Origin of the sequence: Streptomyces sp. NPDC059534 (genome assembly GCF_042743475.1) — a bacterium.
Taxonomy (GTDB): Bacteria; Actinomycetota; Actinomycetes; order Streptomycetales; family Streptomycetaceae; genus Streptomyces.
Map to the genome: position 1 here is coordinate 97,703 of NZ_JBHWAQ010000008.1, position 17,875 is coordinate 115,577.

The following is a 17,875-nucleotide window of genomic DNA, read 5'->3' on the forward strand; positions in this document are numbered from 1 at the left end:
TCCCTCAGTGGGCGGTCCAGCCGCCGTCGAGGGTGAGGGAGGTGCCGGTGATGAAGGACGCCTGGGGGGTGCAGAGGTAGAGGACGGCCTCGGCGACCTCCGCCGGTTCGATGAGCCGCTTGAGGGCGGAGTCCTTGAGCAGGACCTCGGTGAGGACCCGCTCGGGCGGGATGCCGTGGGCGGCGGCCTGGTCGGCGATCTGGCGTTCGACGAGCGGGGTGCGGACGTACCCGGGGCTGACGCAGTTGGAGGTGACCCCGTGCGGGGCGCCTTCCAGTGCGGCGGTCTTGGAGAGGCCCTCCAGTCCGTGTTTGGCGGCCACATAGGCGGACTTGAAGGCGGAGGCGCGCAGCCCGTGGACGGAGGAGACGTTGACGATCCGTCCCCACCCCTGGCCGTACATGTGCGGCAGGGCGCCTCTGATCAGCCGGAACGGCGCTTCGAGCATCACCGTGAGCACCGTGTGGAAGACGTCCGGCGGGAAGTCCTCCAGGGGGCGGACGAGCTGGAGTCCGGCGTTGTTGACGAGGATGTCGGCGCCGGCCGCGCTCGCCTCGGCCGCGTCGAGGTCGGTGAGGTCGAGGTGCCGGGGTTCGAGGCTCCCGGGGAGGGGGGCGGCCTCGGCGGCCAGGGTCTCCAGGCCCTCGGCGGCCCGGTCGACGGCTCTGACCCGGGCGCCGGCGGCGGCGAGCCGCAGCGCGCAGGCGCGCCCGATGCCGCCGGCCGCGCCGGTGACGAGCGCGGTGCGGCCGGTGAGGTCGAGGGCGAGTCCGGCCGCGCGGGGCAGGGGCGCGGCGAGGTCGGTGCCGGGTGCGGTGATGGGGGCGCTCATGCTCCGCACTCTATGAAGGGCCTCCTGCCCCACCGATGTGTGGCCAGCCCACAGTTCAGCTGTTCGCTGTGGTGCGGAACCATGTGGGTTCGTCGGCGAGCGCCTTCTCGATTCGGAGGTACGAGAAGCGCTTCATCTCCGGCAGGGCGTTCACCTCGAACCAGCCGACCTCGGTGGACTCATCGTCGTTGACCCGGGCCTCGCCGCCCACCGCGCGGCAGCGGAAGGACACGTCCATGAACTGGCACACGTCGCCGTTCGGATAGACCACGGGCTTGCGGAGGGTCTCGACGAGCAGCACCCGCTCGACCTCGCAGCGCACGGCCGTCTCCTCGAACACCTCGCGGACCGCGCAGTCGGCGGGCTGCTCGCCGGGGTCGACGATGCCGCCGATGACCGCCCAGACACCGTTGTCGGACCGCCGGCCGAGCAGCACCCGGCCCCGGTCGTCGAAGACCACGGCGCTCACCCCGGGCAGGAAGAGGAGCTGGTGGCCTGCGGTCTCGCGCAGCGCACGGATGAAGTCAGGGGTAGCCATGGACCGACCCTAGATCATTTACGGCCTGGGCCACGGCCCGGGCCGGGGTCCAGGCGACGGCTCCGACCCGACCCCCAGGGGCGCGCTCCCTGGTCGGCCCGCGGGAGTACGTCCCTGCCGCGGGCCCCGAGGCGGTGCGCCCCGCTCACTCCGCCGACGTGCGCCGGGCCCGTACCGAACGGAGCACCGACCAGCCGAGGCCGGCGGCCGCGAGGGCCGCGAGCAGGGCCTCCGGCAGGGTGCCCATCCGGGTCGCCGGAGTGAGCGAGGAGCGCAGCGGCACCTTCTCCACCAGGACGTCGGGGGTGAACATCTTCGTCTGCGCGACGATCTCGCCGTCGGGGCGGATGACCGCGCTGACCCCGCTGGTGACGGGCACGACCACCGACCGGCTGTGCTCGACCGCCCGCACCCGGGACATCGCGAGCTGCTGGTAGGTCATCTCGCTGCGGCCGAAGGTGGCGTTGTTGCTGGGCACCGTGATGAGCTGCGCGCCGTGGGTGACGGTGTCGCGCACGGCCCAGTCGAAGGCCGCCTCGTAACAGGTGGCGAGGCCGACCTTGGTGCCCGCCAGGTCGAAGACGCCGACCTTCGTGCCGGCGCCGAAGTCGCGGCTCACCCGGTCGACGTTGCTGTTGAAGAGGCGCACGAAGGACCGCATCGGGATGTACTCGCCGAACGGCTGGACGTGCCGCTTGTCGTACGTGGCGACCGGTCCGCGCTTCGGGTCCCACTCGATGAGGGTGTTGCGGAGCTTGCCGGTCTCGGGGGCGACGACGGCGCCGATCACGGTGGGCACGCCGATCGCACGGACGGCGCCGTCGATGACGTCGGCCGCGTCGGCGTTCGCGTACGGGTCGATGTCGGAGGAGTTCTCCGGCCACAGCACGAAGTCGGGCTGCGGCTCGCGGCCCGCCGCGACGGCTTCGGCGAGCTCCCGGGTGCGGGCGACGTGGTTGTCGAGGACGGCACGGCGCTGGGAGTTGAAGTCGAGGCCGAGCCGGGGCACGTTGCCCTGGACCGCGGCGACGGTGGCGGTGCCGTCCTCGGCGGAGTCGTCGACCAGCGGCAGCGCGGCGAGGGCGCCGGTCACGGGCAGGAGGACGGAGAGCGCCGCGGCGGCGAGCGGGCCGCGCGGGAGGGCGCGGGTGGCGCGGTACGCGCGGACCTGCCGGTACGCCTCGTACAGGCCGAAGCCGCACAGGGCGACGGCGAAGCCGAGCACCGGTGTGCCGCCGACGGCGGCGAGCGGCAGGAAGACGCCGTCCGCCTGCCCGAAGGCGATCTTGCCCCAGGGGAAGCCGCCGAACGGCACGCGCGCGCGTGCCGCCTCCGCGAGGATCCACACCCCGGCGGCGAAGAACGGCCACCAGGGCAGGCGGGAGACGGCGGCGATGCCGAGTCCCGCGGCGGCCACGAAGAGCGCCTCGACGGCGGCGAGAGCGAGCCACGGCCCGGGGCCGACCTCCTCGCCGGTCCAGACGAGGAGCGGCAGCAGGAAGCCGAGCCCGGCCAGGTACCCGAGGCCGAAGCCGGCCCGCGGGCGGCGGCCCCGCAGGGCCCAGCCCAGCAGGGCGAAGGCGGGCAGCGCGAGCCACCACAGGGGGCGCGGCGGGAAGCTCAGGAAGAGCAGCAGCCCGGACAGCAGGGCCGCTCCGGGCCGCACGAACCGCCGCAACCGGGAACCCGGAGTGGGTGCGGTGCCGGCTCCGGACGCGTCGACGGGGGTGATGGTGGCGCTCACCTTGCGGAGTCTACGGGTCGTCCCTGTCACCCGGGCGTCCGGTCCGACCTGCGGCGGAGCCCGTACCGCCGTCGGTGGGCCGGCCTGTCCGACTGCGGCGGAGCCCGGACCACGGTCGGCGGGCCGGCCCGTTCCCCGCCGGGTACGGGCCTCAGACGCCGGTCGGAGCGGGCGGGACGGGCGGGCCGGGGGGACGGAGCCGGTCGCGGATCGCCTGGACGGCCGATTCGGCGTCGTCGACGGTGACCGTGAAGGTGCGTCCGTCGCCGAGGCGCAGGACCAGGCCCTCGCCACGCCGGACGACGACGGCCGTGCCCTTCTCGGGGCGCCAGCGGTAGCCCCAGCCGCCCCACTGGCGCGGGGTGACGCTGGGGGCGAAGTCGGCGCCGACGACGTGCGAGAGCGGGATGCGCCGGCGGGGTACGCCGATGTGGCCGCAGCGGACCTCCATGGCCCGGTCGTCGACCTTCACGGCGACGTGGACGAAGGCGAGGGTGCCGAAGAGGACGAGCAGTCCGGCCGCGACGCAGCCGATGACCGCCATGAGCAGGGCGGCGACGCCCGAGGTCCACGCCGATTCGACGGCGATGGTGATGCCGAGGGCCATGCAGGCGGCGCCGGCCGCGGCCGCGACCCACTGCAGGCGGTTGGTCGCGCGGCCGGTCCATACGGCCGGCGTCAGCTCGTCGGCGGACCGGGATGGGCGGTGCTCCCTCATACAGGGAGCGTACCCACGTTCGTCCGGGACAGCGCGGCGGAGCGAGGTCGCCCGCTCACGCTCAGTGAACGGCGGCGGTCGCCGCGAGGAGGCGGCCCTCCACGTAGCTGAGCGCGGTGGCGGGGAGCGGCCCGGGCCGTCCGCTGAGCAGCACGGACAGGGTGCCGGTGGGGTCCGCGTCGGGAGCCGGTTCCGCACCGACGCGGCGGAGCGCCTGCGCGGCGACGGCGTCGGCGGAGCCGTGGAAGACGATGGGCGGCAGCCCGGCCCGGCCGCGGGCCTCCAGGGCGGCGAGGACCCGTGCCTCGACGAGTTCGTAGTGGGTGCAGCCGAGGACGACGGCGCGCACGTCGGCCGGCGTGAGGGCGGCCGCGGCGGCGACGGCACGGTCCACGGCGTCCTGGTCGGCGTGCTCCACGGCGTCGGCGAGACCGGGGCAGGGCACCTCGGTCACGTCGGCGCCGTCGGCGAAGTCGCGGATGAGTCCACGCTGGTATGCGCTGCCGGTGGTGGCGGGGGTGGCCCAGATGGCGACCTTGCCGCCGCCGGTGGCGGCCGGCTTGATCGCGGGGACGGTGCCGATGACCGGGATGTGCGGTTCGAGGGCGGCACGCAGGGCGGGCAGGGCGTGCACGGTGGCGGTGTTGCAGGCCACGATCAGCGCCTGCGGGTGGTGCTCGGCGGCGGCGAGGGCGACGGCGACCGCGCGCTCCGTGAGGTCCTCGGGGGTGCGCGGACCCCACGGCATGCCGTCGGGGTCGTTGGAGAGGAGCAGATCGGCGTCCGGCCGGAGCCTGCGTACTGCGGCTGCCGCCGGGAGGAGGCCGATTCCGGAGTCCATGAGCGCGATCTTCACCCGGTCACCCTAGCCGATGAGCCTCGGACGGCCGTCGATCTGGGGCAGACTGCCGCGAATGAGCACCCTCGCCTGGTTCGCCGTCGGCTCCCTCGCCGTCTGGGTCTGGCTGCTGCTGGGCCAGGGCTTCTTCTGGCGCACGGACCAGCGCCTGCCGGCGACCGGCCGGGGGCTCTCCGCCGGGCGGCCGCGGGGCGGCGCGCCGCTGCCCGGGGAGCCGGAGCGGTGGCCCCGGGTGGCGGTGCTCGTCCCGGCGCGGGACGAGGCCGCCGTACTGCCGCTGAGTCTGCCGTCGCTGCTGGCGCAGGACTATCCGGGCGCGGCGGAGGTCGTGCTCGTCGACGACGGGAGCACCGACGGCACGGCGCGGCTCGCGGAGGAGCTGGCGGGCCGGCACGGCGGGCTCCCGCTGACGGTGGTGTCGCCGGGGGAGCCGGAGCCCGGCTGGACGGGGAAGCTGTGGGCGCTGCGGCACGGCATGGCGCTGGCACGCGCGCGTGAGCCCGCGCCGGAGTTCCTGCTCCTGACGGACGCGGACATCGCCCACGAGCCGGACAGTCTGCGGCTGCTGGTGTCGGCGGCGGTGGGGAACGACCTGGACCTCGTGTCGCAGATGGCCCGGCTCCGGGTCGAGAGCGGCTGGGAGCGCCTGGTCGTGCCGGCGTTCGTGTACTTCTTCGCCCAGCTGTATCCGTTCCGGTGGATCAACCGGGCCCGGCCGCGGGCTACGGCGGCCGCGGGCGGCTGTGTCCTGCTGCGCACGGAGACGGCGGTCGCGGCGGCCGTTCCGGAGTCGATCCGGCGGGCGGTGATCGACGACGTGTCGCTGGCGCGTGCGGTGCGCCGCTCCGGCGGCCGGATCTGGCTGGGGCTCGCCGACCGGGTCGACAGCGTCCGCCCCTATCCGGGGCTGGGCGAGTTGTGGCGCATGGTGTCGCGCAGCGCGTACGCGCAGCTGCGGCACAACCCGCTGCTGCTGGCGGGGACGGTGGCGGGCCTCGCGGTGGTGTACCTGGTCCCGCCGACGGCGTTCGTGGCGGGGCTGACCGGCGGGGACGCCGTGGCGGCCTGGGCCGGCGGCGCGGCCTGGGCTGTGATGGCGGGCACGTACGTGCCGATGCTCCGCTATTACCGGCAGCCGCTGTGGACGGCGGTCACCCTGCCCTTCACCGCCTTCCTCTATCTCCTGATGACGGTGGACTCCGCGGTGCAGCACTACCGGGGCCGGGGTGCGGCGTGGAAGGGGCGTACGTACACCGCCGATTACGTTTCCCGGCAAGGGGATTAGCGCCGCCGAGGCGATGCCGAGGCCACCTGGTCGACGGCCCGCGGCGTGGGTCCTGCGGGGATCGGCGCCAGTTCGCGCCGATCGATCACCGCAGTGGGGTTCCCGGCTGCGCCCGCATCCGGGCCCGCGCCTGAATACGCGCCGGGATAGGCCCAATTCACTGCCCGTCACACCCTGAAAAGCGCGTTCTCGAAGGCGCGTCGATCATGATTGCGTTGCGCTCCGGCGGGGATTCACCGACGTCTCCGATGCCAAGGATCGAGTTACTGCCGTCCGGAGAGCCGTCAAGACCGCCCGGGGCGCCAAGGCCCGTGGTCCCGTGATCCCGTGATCCCGTGATCCCGTGATCCCGTACGAGGGTCAGCCCGCGCCGCCGCCGAGTACGCGTACGGCCTCGACGATCAGGTCCCAGAACGCGGTGGTGTCGACCTCCATGCCGACCTCGGTGTCGGCGGGCAGGCCGGTGACACCGTGCAGGTCGACCACCGTCGCGCCGCGTGTGTGGGTGCCGTCGAGCTCCACCGTCACCGCCGCCCTCACCAGGCTGACGAGGGAGGGGTCGATCAGGTGGGCGACGGTGAGCGGATCGTGCAGCGGGGGCGCGTCGAAGCCGTACACCTCGCGGTACGTGGACGCGAAGTAGGTGAGCAGGTCGACGCAGAGACCGCTCAGCGGGGTGCCGAGCGCGGCGATCCGGGCGACCACCTCGGCGGTGGCCCGTACCTGATGGGTCGCGTTGAGGCCGAACATCGTCACCGGCAGGCCGCTGCGGAAGACGATGTCCGCCGCTTCCGGATCGCACAGGATGTTGAACTCGGCCGCGGGCGTGGTGTTGCCGCTCCCCGTCGAGCCGCCCATGAGGACGATCCGCTCGATCCGCCCGGCGAGCTCGGGGTGGGCGAGGAGGAAGACCGCGATGTTGGTGAGCGGCCCGGTCGGCACGAGCGTCACGGGGGCCGGGTGCGCCAGCAGGGTGTCCCTGATGAGGGTGAGGGCGTCGCGCGGGTCCTGCGGCACGTCCGGCTCGCCCTCGCCGAAACCCGGCCCGTCGAGGCCGGAGTCGCCGTGGATGTTCTCGGCGATCCGGCGTGGTCCGTGCAGCGGGCGGTCGCGGCCCGCCGCGACGGGCACGCCTCTGATCCCGGCCGCGGCGCAGACCCGGCGGGCGTTGAGGGTGGTCTTCTCCAGCGTCTGGTTGCCCGCGACGGTGGTGATCGCGAGCAGCTCGATCGCGGGGTGCGCGGCGGCCAGGAGGATGTTGAAGGCGTCGTCGTGACCGGGGTCGCAGTCGAGAATCACGGGGACCGGCATGCCTCCACCGTCCCACATCGGGAGCGGCCCGCGAAGGACGCGTCACACGTCCCAGGTGACCGGGAGGCTCTTCACCCCGTAGATGTCCGCGGTCTCGGGGCGCAGGGCGACGTCCTCGGCCGGGACGGCCAGGCGCAGTGTGGGGAAGCGCCGGAGCAGCGCGGCGAACGCGATCCGCATCTCGACGCGGGCCAGTTGCGCCCCGAGGCACAGGTGGATGCCGTGGCCGAAGGCCAGGTGCCCGGCGGGCTCCCGCCGGATGTTCAGCTCGTGGGGGTCGGCGAAGCGCTCGGGGTCGCGGTTGGCGGTGTGGTACGACAGGACGACCGTCGTGCCGACTTCGATGGTCACGCCGCCGATCTCGACGTCGACAAGCGCCGTGCGCATGAAGGACTTGGCGACGCTCAGGTACCGGAGCAGTTCTTCGACGGCCCGGTCGGTGAGCGCGGGATCGTCGCGCAGGGCGGCCAGTTGGTCGGGGTTCCGCAGGAGGGCGAAGGTGCCGAGGGACAGCATGTTGGCGGTGGTGTCGAACCCGGCCGCGAGCAGGATCAGGCTGATGCCCTTGAGTTCCTCGTCGGTGAGATCGCTGTCCGTGAGTTCGCTGAGCACGTCGTCGGTGGGGTTCGCGCGCTTGGCCGCGACCAGCTGCGCGAGGTACTCCTGGGTGGCGGTGTAGGCCGCGATCAGCTCCTCGTCGCCGGTCTCCCCGCTCATGAACGTGTCGATCTGCTCCTGGAACGAGTCCCGGTCCTCGTAGGGGACTCCGAGGATCTCGCAGATGATGATGGTGGGGATGGGCTTGGCGAAGGCGGTCACCAGGTCCGCCGTCGGCCCGGCTTCCTCCATGGCGTCCAGGCAGTCGGCGGTGATCTGCTCGACGCGCTCGGCGAGCAGGCGCATCCGCCGTGCGGTGAACCTGCCCACGAGCGGCTTGCGGTAGCGCCCGTGCTGCGGTTCGTCCATGAGGAGGAACTCGCCGGGCGGCGCCGGCGGCAGCTCGAAGTCGACGACGTTCAGCAGGTCCTTGCGGGCGCTGAACCGCGGGTCGGCCAGGACCGACTTGACCAGGTCGTGTCCGGTGAGGAGCCAGCCGGGTTTCCCGCCGGGGTGGGTGTAGCGGCTGATCGGTCCGTGCGCGCGGGCGTCGGTCAGTTCGGCCGGCGGGTCGAAGGGGCATCCGGACGGACGCTCGGTCGGCAGGGCGGCGACGGTGTGGACGGACTCGCTCATGGTCGTTCCTCGATCTCGTGGCGTCAGACGTTCGAAGCAGTCCGAAAGCTACGTTGCGTTCAGGTTTCCGTCAATCATAGTTGAGCCATAACACCAGGTCGCCGTCGGGAAATTGATGCAATGACGCTGCGCCTTAACGCAACGTTGCGTTGCAATGAATCTGCCTCGGCGCCGAGGATTCACCCGGTCGCGGCTTACGTCAACACCGTTGACGCCCTGATCGGGCGACGGTTCGATGCTGCCGACGAGACGGTCGCCTGTCAGTCCGTCCGCGCACCCCGCTCCGCCGCTTCAGGAAGGGACCCACCCATGACCGACCCCACCGACCTCGCCTATATGCCGGCCACCGAAGCCCTGAACCGCTTCCGGGACCGCTCGCTGTCACCGGTCGAGCTGATGACCGCCGTCATCGCGCGCGCCGAATCCGTCGAGTCCAAGGTCAACGCCCTCGCCGAGCGCACCTTCGAGGAGGCGCTCACCGCCGCGCGCGAGGCCGAGGCGCGGTACGGGGGCAAGGGCGCCGCGCCGCGTGCGCTGGAGGGGCTGCCGGTCGCGACGAAGGAGGAGCAGCCCCTCGCGGGCCGCCGCAGCACGGACGGCTCACTGGCCTTCCGGGACGAGATCGCCGACGAGACCCACCCGGTCGTCGAGCGGGTCCAGGCCGCGGGCGGCATCGTGCACGCGCGCACCACCACCCCGGAGTTCAGCTGCGCGGCCTTCACGCAGTCGCGGCTGTGGGGCGTGACGCGCAACCCCTGGAACCTGGAGTTCAGCCCGGGCGGTTCCTCGGGCGGCGCCGGCGCCGCGCTCGCGGCCGGCGAGACGACGCTCGCGACCGGCTCCGACATCGGCGGCTCCATCCGCATCCCCGCCTCGTTCACGGGCACGGTCGGATACAAGCCGCCGTACGGTCGCGTGCCGGCGATGGCACCGTTCAACCTCGACACGTACTGCCACGACGGCCCGATGGCGCGGACCGTCGGCGACTGCGGCCTCCTGCAGAACGTCATCGCGGGGCCCCACCCGCTCGACGCGGTCTCCCTGCGCCCCAAGTTCACGCTGCCCGAACGCTTCGAGGGCGTCGAGGGCGTGCGGGTGGCACTCTCCGTCCACCTAGGGGACTGGCCGGTCGACCCCGAGGTGGAGGCCAACACCCGCGCCGTCGCGGAGGCCCTGCGGGCGGCCGGAGCCGTCGTCGAGGAGGTGGAGGTCCCGATCCGGCGGGCGGACGTGATGGAGGCCGCGATGATCCACTTCGGTTCCGTCTTCGGCCCGTACGTCACGTCGGTCGCCGCCGAGCACGGCGATCTGCTCACCGCGTACGCGCTGGACTTCGCCGAGCGGACGGCCGAGGCGGTCCGCGAGCCCGGGAGCGTCCTGCGCGGTCTGGAGCTGGAGGCCGGGGTGCAGACGACGCTGGGGATCCTGCTCGACCGCTACGACGTCCTGCTCTGCCCGACCACCGCCATCCCCGCGCTGAGGGCGGACGACGACTACCTCTCGACCAAGGTCGTGATCGGGGGCGTCGAGCTGGACTCCTATCTGGAGGCCGCGATGACCACGGTGTTCAACATCGCCAGCCGCTGCCCCGTGCTGAGCGTGCCGTCCGGATTCGCCTCGACCGGCGTGCCGACGGGAGTCCAGGTCGTCGGGCGCACCTACGACGACGCGAGCGTGTTCCGCGTCGCCGCGGCCATCGAGGCCGTACGCCCGTGGAGCGGCCGCCCGGCCCTCTGAGCAAGGCAGGCAGACTCCCCTGCCCGCGGGGCGCATGTCTCAAACGCCAGAACGGCACGTACATACGCCCCGCACCGGTGAACCCCGAAATCCCCTTCGGGCAGTAATCGGGCAACCACCATGCGTACGGTCGACGGCGACGACACAAAGGATTGTTACCTTAAGTAATCGGATGATAGACACCAGGTTTCGGGAGCACGCGATCGAAGCGGCCGACTTGGCGAGTACCTATCCGATGTCGCCTTGAGGCCACGCCGACACTTCTCGTTAACCGAGGTGCCGAGACATCGGAAAACCCGCTTCGTTAACACTGCCTTTATCGATGTTTCGGCAGGTCAGGCGGACAAAAACAGCGTAAAACGGATAACCGCAAGATGGGGGCTCCCCAACCGGCACATCGTGGGCTTAACTTATGTGCCATGACCTCCCCCCGCTCCACCTATGGAGGCGGTTACCACACCGCGCCGTCCTTCCCGGACACCCCGATCTACGACTCCCTGGTCGCGGAGCGGGGCACGCCTCAGATCGCCCCGATCCGAGTGCCCGCCGCTTACGACACCGGCAGCAGCTTCCCCGGAAGCGGCTCGTACCTGCCGGCGCTCCCCTCGGCACTGCCCGCACTTCCGGCGGCGCCCAGCCCTCACCCCGCCCCCGCGTACGGCGGTGGTTACGGCTACCCGCAGCCCTCGCAGCAGATGGCGCCCGTGCCGCTCCAGCACGCGCCGACCCCGTACATCCCCCAGCAGCCGGTGGCCCCGCGCGGCTACCAGCCGAGCCCCTACCCGCAGCAGGCGCGTCCGGCGCCGATGGGGTACGAGGCGATGCGCCCGGCGGCTCCCCGGCCCGCGCCGGTCCCGGCCCCCGCGCCCTACGACGACCCGTACAACCGTCCCTACCAGGGTGGGGGTTACTGACCGGCCCAGGCACCGGCCGACGCAGGGGCCGGGGCGGCTGGCAGGATGACGGTATGTCCACTCCTGTTCTCCGCTCCGTCCACGTCCACCCGGTGAAGGCCATGCGCGCGCTGGCGCTCACGGAGGCCGAGGTGCAGCCCTGGGGGCTGGCCGGAGACCGCCGCTGGGCGGTCGTCGACGCCGCCGGCAAGGTCGTGACCCAGCGCCGTCACCCCCGGATGGCGTTGGCCACCGCCGAACCGCTGGCGGACGGCGGGATCGGCCTGTCCGCACCGGGCCACCCGCCGCTGACGGTCGAGGTTCCGCACCCCTCGGCCACCGTCACGATGGAGATCTTCGACAAGTACGTGGAGGCGGTGCCGGCCAGCGCCGCGGCCGCCGCCTGGCTCTCGGCGTACCTGGAGTCCGAGGTCACGCTCGTGCACATGGACGCGCCCGAGCACCGGCGCCCGGTCGACCCCGACTACGCGCTGCCCGGCGAGACGGTGAGCTTCGCGGACGGGTACCCCCTGCTCGTCGCCGCCACCTCCTCGCTCGACGCGCTGAACTCCCTCATCGCGCAGGGGGACCACGCGGACGAGGGCCCGCTGCCCATGAACCGGTTCCGGCCCAACCTCGTCATCGAGGGGACCGCGCCCTGGGCGGAGGACGACTGGACCCGGCTCGCGGTCGGCGAGGTCACCTTCCGCGTCGCCAGGCCCTGCGGCCGCTGCGTCGTCACCACGACGAACCAGTTCACCGCCGAGCGGGGCAAGGAGCCGCTGCGCACCCTCGCCCGGCACCGCAAGCGCGACGGCCGGGTCATCTTCGGCCAGAACCTCGTCCCCGAGCACACCGGCACGGTCCGGGTCGGCGACGCCGTCAAGATCCTCGACTGAGGCCGCCCCGCGCACGGTCCCCGGGCCCGGACTCGCGTCGCACTCCACCGGCCCAAGAGGCGGGGAACCCCGCCCCGGGGCACACTCGTTGGAGTAACGGCGAACAACGAGGGGGCCCGACGTGCGCGCAGCCACCGGACTCTGGCGCTGGCGGCACAATCCCCTGCGCCGGACCACGGACCTCGCCGAGGCGTGGATCGCCTTCGCCGCCGCCGCGCTCCTCTGTGTCGTCGTGCCGCTGACGGGCTGGGCCGCCGGCTCCTCCGCGCACGGTTCGCTCCAGCGCGCGGTCCGGACGCAGCAGGAGCAGCGGGTGCCGACGACGGCCCGGGTGGTACGGCAGGCCGACGGGCCCGGCTCCGGCCCGCGGACCGCCGACACCGCCGGCGAGGAGCGGCTGCGCCGCTCGGTGGTGGCGCGCTGGACGGCCCCGGACGGTTCGGTCCGCACGGGGACGGTGACGACGTCCCGCCGGCAGTCCGCGCCCGGCGACACCTTCCCGCTCTGGACGGACCGGAGCGGGCACCCGGTGACGCCGCCCATGCGGGCGGGCACGGCCCGCGCGCACGCGCTGATCGCCGGTCTGATGGCCGCGATGCTCACCGGACTCCTGGTGGAGATCGTCCGCCGGCTCGCCGTCCGCCGACTGGTCCTCACGCGGTACGCGCGCCTCGACCGCGCGTGGGCCGCGACCGGTCCCGACTGGGGCCGCACGGGCACCGGAAGCTGACCCCCGCGTCGGGCGCCGTACGGCGGTGTCCGCCGGCCCGACCGAGCACGACCGTCCCGGACCGATGCCGACCGGGCCCGACCACCTCGGACCGGCCCCACGACCCGTCAACCCGGTGCCGCCGCGCGCGCTACGGTGGGACATCGGATCAGCGGCGAGGCATGAGGCGGGGGCAGGACACACCCATGGCACAGGGCACGGTCCAGGTGACGCACACCGGCACATCGCGGTGGCGGCGCCGCACGGGTGAGTACCCCTCTCTCGCCGCCGCGCTGGAGGCCGCGGGCGACGGCGACGTCCTCACGGTCGCGCCGGGCACCTACCGGGAGAACCTCGTGGTGTGGCGCGCCGTCACGCTGCGCGGCCCGGAGGGCGGGGTCGGTTCGGTGCGGATCGCGCCCCCGGACGGGGTACCGCTGACGCTGCGCGCCTCCGTCACGGTGCAGGACCTGCACATCGAGGGTCAGGACGTGGCCGCGCCCGCGCTGCTGATCGAGGACGGCACGCCCGAGCTGCTCGACCTGCGGATCATGACCCGCTCGGCGGCCGGTATCGAGGTGCGGGGCGCCGCCCGGCCGACGGTCCGCCGCTGCACGATCGACAACCCGGCCGGGGTCGGCATCGCCGTGCTCGACGGCGCCGGCGGGGTCTTCGAGGAGTGCGAGGTGGTCTCGGCCGGGCAGGCCGGCGTATCGGTGCGCGGCGGCGCCCATCCGCGCCTGGAGCGGTGCCGGGTGCACCACGCCTCCGGCGCCGGGATCGCCGTGACGGGCGAGGGCAGCGGCCTGGAGGGCGTCGGCTGCGAGGTGTACGAGATCAAGGGCGCGGGTCTCCAGATCGCGGCCCGCGCCGTCGCCCACCTGTCCGACTCCTCGGTGCACCGCACGTCGGGGGACGGGATCACGCTCGACACGGACGCGGTGCTCACGCTCTCGGACTGCGACATCCACGACGTCCCGGAGAACGCGGTGGACCTGCGGTCCCGCTCGGTCCTGACGCTGACCCGGTCGACCGTCCGCCGCTTCGGCCGCAACGGTCTGTCGGTGTGGGACCCGGGGACGCGGGTGGACGCCAACCAGTGCGAGATCCACGACAGTACGGGCGACTACCCGGCGGTGTGGGTGAGCGACGGGGCGACGGCCGTGCTGGACGCCTGCCGGGTGCACGACGTGCCGGACGCGCTGTTCGTGCTCGACCGGGGGTCGCGCGTGGACGTCGTCGACAGCGATCTGTCGCAGGTGCGGAACACGGCGGTGTCGGTGAGCGACGGGGCGACGGCCCAGCTCGACGACTGCCGGATCCGGGAGGCGTCCACGGGTGCCTGGTTCCGGGACCACGGCAGCGGCGGCACCCTGGGCGGCTGCACGTTCGACTCCGTGCAGACCGGGGTCATCGTCACCAAGGGGGCCGACCCCACGATCGACCGGTGCACGGTCACCTCGCCCGCCGAGGCCGGTTTCTACGTGTCCGCGGAGGGGCGCGGCTCCTTCCACGGCTGCCGGGTGACGGGCAGCGGCGGGTACGGCTTCCACGTGACGGACGGCTGCCGGACGACCCTGCGCAAGTGCCGTACGGAGCGGTGCGCGCGCGGCGGGTACGAGTTCCCGGAGGAGGGGGCGAGCGCGGAGGACTGCACCAGCGACGAGAGCGCCGTCCGCTCCTCCGTGCCCGACGGCGGTACGGTCCTGACGGCCACGCAGTCGGCGGGTCTGCTGGGGACGGTGCCGGTGCCGCGCGAGCGCCCAGCGGCCGCGGCGGTCGTGGCGTCCGAGCCCGCGCCGGATGCGCGTTCGTCGCAGGACGTGCTCGGGGAGCTGGACGCCCTGGTGGGTCTGGAGAGCGTCAAGCTGGAGGTGCGGACCCTCACCAACATGATCGAAGTGGGGCGCAGGCGCCAGGAGGCGGGGCTCAAGGCGGCCTCGGTCCGCCGTCATCTGGTCTTCACCGGCAATCCGGGGACGGGCAAGACGACGGTGGCGCGGCTGTACGGGGAGATCCTGGCGTCCCTCGGTGTCCTGGAGCGCGGACATCTGGTGGAGGTGTCCCGGGTGGATCTGGTGGGCGAGCACATCGGCTCGACCGCGATCCGCACGCAGGAGGCGTTCGACCGGGCGCGCGGCGGGGTGCTGTTCGTCGACGAGGCGTACGCGCTGTCGCCGGAGGACTCGGGGCGTGACTTCGGCCGCGAGGCGATCGACACCCTGGTGAAGCTGATGGAGGACCACCGGGACGCGGTGGTGGTGATCGTCGCCGGGTACACGGCGGAGATGGAACGCTTCCTGACCGTCAACCCCGGTGTGGCGTCCCGCTTCTCACGGACCATCACCTTCGGCGACTACGAGCCGGAGGAGCTGCTGCGGATCGTGGGCCAGCAGGCGGACGAGCACGAGTACCGGCTCGCCGAGGGCACCGACGAGGCCCTGACGGTGTACTTCACGAAGCTGCCCAAGGGCCCGGCGTTCGGCAACGGCCGTACGGCGCGGCAGACCTTCGAGTCGATGGTGGAGCGGCACGCGGGCCGGGTCGCCGCGCTCGCCGAGACGAGCACGGACGACCTGACCCTGCTCTACCCGGACGACCTGCCCGAACTCCCCTGATCCGAGGTCTCGTTCGGGTCCCGCTGGCGGGGCATGGCGGTCAGGAGCCGGTCGAGGAGGGCCGAGCGCCGCTGGGCGAACGCGGGGTCGGCCTGGTAGTCGGAGTGGCCCAGGATCGGTTCGGGCAGCGGGTGCCGTCGGGTGCGGCCGTAGGCGACGGGATCGAGCAGGACCTCCGCGTCGACGGCGGGCCGGCCGTCCTCGGCGGGCACCCGGACGGGTCCGCCGATGGGGTCGGTGGCGCGGTGCAGGTTGCTCCAGCAGTCGACCGTGCGGTGCAGGGCCCGCAGCGCCTCGGGGCCGAAGTAGGCGGGGAACCAGCGCCCGTAGAGCCGCTCCAGGGGTGATCCGTACGTGAGGAGGGCGACCCGGCCCCGGGTCGCGGGCGGCAGCTGCCAGACGGCGGCCGCCGCGAGGACGCTGCCCTGCGAGTGGCCGGAGATGACGAGCCGCCCGCCGGTGGCCCGGGTCCAGGAGCTCATCCGCCAGGTGAGGTCGGGGACGGCCCGTTCGGCATAGCAGGGGGGCGCGAAGGGGTGGGCGGCACGGGGCCAGAAGGTGCCGACGTCCCAGAGGATGCCGATGGTGCGCCGGGCGGAGGCGTCCCGGTAGGCGCGCCGGCCCCAGGTGACGAAGAGCAGGAAGCCGAAGCCGATCATCCAGGAGCCGAGGGCCTGTGTCGCGGAGGCGAGCGAGGCGATCGCGGGATGGGCTCCGTCGAAGGCCCGGCCGGGTACGTTTCCGCTGGCCCAGGCCCCGGCGACGGAGGCGGCGCCGAGGAGCAGGGTGGCGCCGGAGATGACGCCGACGAGGACCGGCGCGGAGTCGGTGAGCCCGGCGCGGGCCCGGCCGGACGCGATCTGTCCGGTGCGGACCGGGTCGCGCTCGTCGGCGGCGCCGTAGTCGTCCTCGACGGCCTGCCGGAGCCGCCGTGCGGTGAGCAGGGTCCGTACGGCCAGGAGGGCGGCGGGCACGAGCAGCAGCAGGAGCAGGACGGGGATGACGGACGCCTGCCAGCTGAGGAGCACGGGCGGGCCGATCCGGGGGCCTTGGCCCATGCCGGGCGTGGCCGGGCCGTCGAGCCAGTCGGCGACGCGCTGGGCCACTCCCCCGGACATGACGCCGGCGAGGGCGCAGGCGAGCATGGCGACGGCGGGGCCGCCGAGTCCGCGCAGCGCGGTCCGCGGGTCCCGGCGGGGCCGCTGGAGGAGCAGGGCGACCACGCCGAGGGCGACGACCAGGCCGCCCTGGACGAGGGTGAGGGCGCCGAAGACGGCGTCGCCGGGGAGGCTGCCGGAGGAGGTCCAGCCGGGGCGGGACCAGCCGGTGTGGAGGGCGGTGAGCACGAGGAGCGCGAGGGAGGCGGCGGGCAGCCAGGAGACGACGGCGTGCTCGACGCGCAGGTCGAGGCGGCTCTCGCTGCGGCCGCGGCGGCAGACGACCCAGACGACCAGGACGCAGAGCACCGCGACGGCGGCCCGCAGGGCCCAGCCCAGGGCGGCGAGCGCTCCGGGCTCGCCGCTGTCGTGGCGGGCGGCGGCCGAGGCGAGGGCGGCGGTGACCGTGAGGAACCCGGCGGCGGTGTGGGCGGCCCTGAGCCGGGCGACGAGCCGGCGCCCGTACCAGAAGCCGGGGCGGCCGAGGGCGGGCCGCGGTTCGGCGGCGGACGGGCCGCCGGGCTCCCCCGCTCCGCCGCCGTCGCCGCTGTCGGCGGTCTCGGTGTCGGCCCGCGGCTCCGGGACGGGGGCGTCGTATCCGGTGGGGGGCCGCTGGGCCTCGTAGGCGCTCCAGGTCCGGTTGGAGAGGTACCAGAGGAGGCCGACCAGGACGACCGGCACCGCGGCGGCGAGGACGAGGCGGCGGCCCGGCAGGGACCACCAGCCGCCGCGCCCGGCGGAGAGGAAGCCGAGCCAGGAGTACGCGTCGGCGCAGCCGGCGGTGCCGGCGCACTGCCAGGCCGTCAGGTCGAGCGCGACCTCGCAGGCCGCGGCGGTGAGGAGCACGGTGAGGGTGAGGGCGACGAGCCGGACGAGGACGCCGTAGAGCCGGACGGCCCCGGGCCGGTTCCGGGCGGGCGGGCGCATCCAGTGGGCCAGGTTGGCGACCATGAAGGGCAGGAGCAGCAGCCAGAGGGCGCGGGCGCCGTCGCCGGAGGTGAGGTTGGACCAGCAGTACGCCTCCGGGACGGGGCGGGCCGCGTACCGCTCGGGGTGGTCCTCTGCGTCGACGTCCTCGCCGCGCCGGTACATGGCGGCGGTCCGGTCGCCGGTGATCCGTACGGTCCTGGGGTCGTCGAGCATGTCCTGGGGGGTGGCTCCGCCGACTCCGTGGACGAGGAGTTCGAGCGCCGCTCCCCCGCTCTCCGGGGCGGGTGTGGCAGGGGACACTGAGGCGACTTCCTCTCGGGGTGGGAAGATGCGACGTCGGCAACAGGATCGCGGACGGTCGTGCGCTCGCGCACCGTCCCTCACCGAATCCGACACCCATCCCCTTGTCTCC

The 17,875-nt window shown here is 73.7% G+C and carries 14 protein-coding genes; 6 read left to right on the forward strand and 8 right to left on the reverse strand.

The window, feature by feature from the left end; translation table 11 throughout:
* Nucleotides 1-4 precede the first annotated feature (4 nt).
* From ACFVZH_RS12585 to ACFVZH_RS12605, 5 genes are all read right to left on the reverse strand, one after another.
* Complete coding sequence (locus tag ACFVZH_RS12585; protein ID WP_384896081.1) at nucleotides 5-832, reverse strand: 3-hydroxybutyrate dehydrogenase; 828 nt, start codon at nucleotides 830-832, stop codon at nucleotides 5-7.
* A gap of 55 nt (nucleotides 833-887) precedes the next feature.
* Entirely contained in the window at nucleotides 888-1,370 is a 483-nt protein-coding gene (locus tag ACFVZH_RS12590) for an NUDIX domain-containing protein (protein WP_384896083.1), read from the reverse strand.
* A 145-nt stretch (nucleotides 1,371-1,515) separates the two neighbouring features.
* Nucleotides 1,516-3,114 (reverse strand): apolipoprotein N-acyltransferase, encoded by a 1,599-nt coding sequence (gene lnt / locus ACFVZH_RS12595; RefSeq protein ID WP_384896085.1) that lies wholly within the window; start codon nucleotides 3,112-3,114, stop codon nucleotides 1,516-1,518.
* A 151-nt stretch (nucleotides 3,115-3,265) separates the two neighbouring features.
* Nucleotides 3,266-3,832 (reverse strand): hypothetical protein, encoded by a 567-nt coding sequence (locus ACFVZH_RS12600; RefSeq protein ID WP_384896087.1) that lies wholly within the window; start codon nucleotides 3,830-3,832, stop codon nucleotides 3,266-3,268.
* 61 nt (nucleotides 3,833-3,893) lie between these two features.
* A complete protein-coding gene (locus ACFVZH_RS12605) occupies nucleotides 3,894-4,688 on the reverse strand; it encodes a glutamate racemase (RefSeq protein ID WP_384896089.1) in 795 nt (264 codons plus the stop codon).
* Between the two features lie 58 nt (nucleotides 4,689-4,746).
* Here ACFVZH_RS12605 and ACFVZH_RS12610 point away from each other — a divergent pair, with 58 nt between their 5' ends.
* Nucleotides 4,747-5,976 (forward strand): glycosyltransferase, encoded by a 1,230-nt coding sequence (locus ACFVZH_RS12610; protein ID WP_384896091.1) that lies wholly within the window; start codon nucleotides 4,747-4,749, stop codon nucleotides 5,974-5,976.
* Nucleotides 5,977-6,336: 360 nt separating this feature from the next.
* Here the strand turns inward: ACFVZH_RS12610 and ACFVZH_RS12615 are convergent, their stop codons facing one another.
* Nucleotides 6,337-7,287, reverse strand: coding sequence for a nucleoside hydrolase (locus ACFVZH_RS12615; RefSeq protein ID WP_384896093.1), 951 nt, complete (start codon nucleotides 7,285-7,287; stop codon nucleotides 6,337-6,339).
* 42 nt (nucleotides 7,288-7,329) lie between these two features.
* Entirely contained in the window at nucleotides 7,330-8,520 is a 1,191-nt protein-coding gene (locus ACFVZH_RS12620) for a cytochrome P450 (protein WP_384896095.1), read from the reverse strand.
* A gap of 309 nt (nucleotides 8,521-8,829) precedes the next feature.
* Between ACFVZH_RS12620 and ACFVZH_RS12625 the strand changes: the two genes are divergently transcribed.
* The 5 genes from ACFVZH_RS12625 to ACFVZH_RS12645 all read left to right on the forward strand — a co-directional run bounded on the left by ACFVZH_RS12625 (nucleotide 8,830) and on the right by ACFVZH_RS12645 (nucleotide 15,376).
* Complete coding sequence (locus ACFVZH_RS12625; RefSeq protein ID WP_384896097.1) at nucleotides 8,830-10,257, forward strand: amidase; 1,428 nt, start codon at nucleotides 8,830-8,832, stop codon at nucleotides 10,255-10,257.
* A gap of 419 nt (nucleotides 10,258-10,676) precedes the next feature.
* Nucleotides 10,677-11,171 (forward strand): DUF6643 family protein, encoded by a 495-nt coding sequence (locus ACFVZH_RS12630; protein WP_384896099.1) that lies wholly within the window; start codon nucleotides 10,677-10,679, stop codon nucleotides 11,169-11,171.
* A gap of 53 nt (nucleotides 11,172-11,224) precedes the next feature.
* Nucleotides 11,225-12,049 (forward strand): MOSC domain-containing protein, encoded by an 825-nt coding sequence (locus ACFVZH_RS12635; RefSeq protein ID WP_384896101.1) that lies wholly within the window; start codon nucleotides 11,225-11,227, stop codon nucleotides 12,047-12,049.
* A gap of 121 nt (nucleotides 12,050-12,170) precedes the next feature.
* Nucleotides 12,171-12,779 (forward strand): hypothetical protein, encoded by a 609-nt coding sequence (locus tag ACFVZH_RS12640; protein ID WP_384896103.1) that lies wholly within the window; start codon nucleotides 12,171-12,173, stop codon nucleotides 12,777-12,779.
* Nucleotides 12,780-12,964: 185 nt separating this feature from the next.
* Nucleotides 12,965-15,376 carry a right-handed parallel beta-helix repeat-containing protein gene (locus ACFVZH_RS12645; protein WP_384896105.1) on the forward strand — a complete coding sequence of 804 codons (2,412 nt, stop codon included), beginning with the start codon at nucleotides 12,965-12,967 and terminating at the stop codon, nucleotides 15,374-15,376.
* Here the strand turns inward: ACFVZH_RS12645 and ACFVZH_RS12650 are convergent.
* Complete coding sequence (locus ACFVZH_RS12650) at nucleotides 15,346-17,763, reverse strand: hypothetical protein (RefSeq protein WP_384896107.1); 2,418 nt, start codon at nucleotides 17,761-17,763, stop codon at nucleotides 15,346-15,348. The two genes, ACFVZH_RS12645 and ACFVZH_RS12650, sit on opposite strands and share 31 nt — an antisense overlap.
* Nucleotides 17,764-17,875: the final 112 nt, after the last annotated feature.

Excerpts from the sequence above, each read along its gene's own strand:
- ACFVZH_RS12585 (WP_384896081.1), bottom strand. The coding sequence starts at position 832 with ATGAGCGCCCCCATCACCGCACCCGGCACCGACCTCGCCGCGCCCCTG.
- ACFVZH_RS12590 (WP_384896083.1), bottom strand. The coding sequence starts at position 1,370 with ATGGCTACCCCTGACTTCATCCGTGCGCTGCGCGAGACCGCAGGCCAC.
- ACFVZH_RS12600 (WP_384896087.1), bottom strand. The coding sequence starts at position 3,832 with ATGAGGGAGCACCGCCCATCCCGGTCCGCCGACGAGCTGACGCCGGCC.
- ACFVZH_RS12610 (WP_384896091.1), top strand. The coding sequence starts at position 4,747 with ATGAGCACCCTCGCCTGGTTCGCCGTCGGCTCCCTCGCCGTCTGGGTC.
- ACFVZH_RS12615 (WP_384896093.1), bottom strand. The coding sequence starts at position 7,287 with ATGCCGGTCCCCGTGATTCTCGACTGCGACCCCGGTCACGACGACGCC.
- ACFVZH_RS12620 (WP_384896095.1), bottom strand. The coding sequence starts at position 8,520 with ATGAGCGAGTCCGTCCACACCGTCGCCGCCCTGCCGACCGAGCGTCCG.
- ACFVZH_RS12625 (WP_384896097.1), top strand. The coding sequence starts at position 8,830 with ATGACCGACCCCACCGACCTCGCCTATATGCCGGCCACCGAAGCCCTG.
- ACFVZH_RS12630 (WP_384896099.1), top strand. The coding sequence starts at position 10,677 with ATGACCTCCCCCCGCTCCACCTATGGAGGCGGTTACCACACCGCGCCG.
- ACFVZH_RS12635 (WP_384896101.1), top strand. The coding sequence starts at position 11,225 with ATGTCCACTCCTGTTCTCCGCTCCGTCCACGTCCACCCGGTGAAGGCC.
- ACFVZH_RS12645 (WP_384896105.1), top strand. The coding sequence starts at position 12,965 with ATGGCACAGGGCACGGTCCAGGTGACGCACACCGGCACATCGCGGTGG.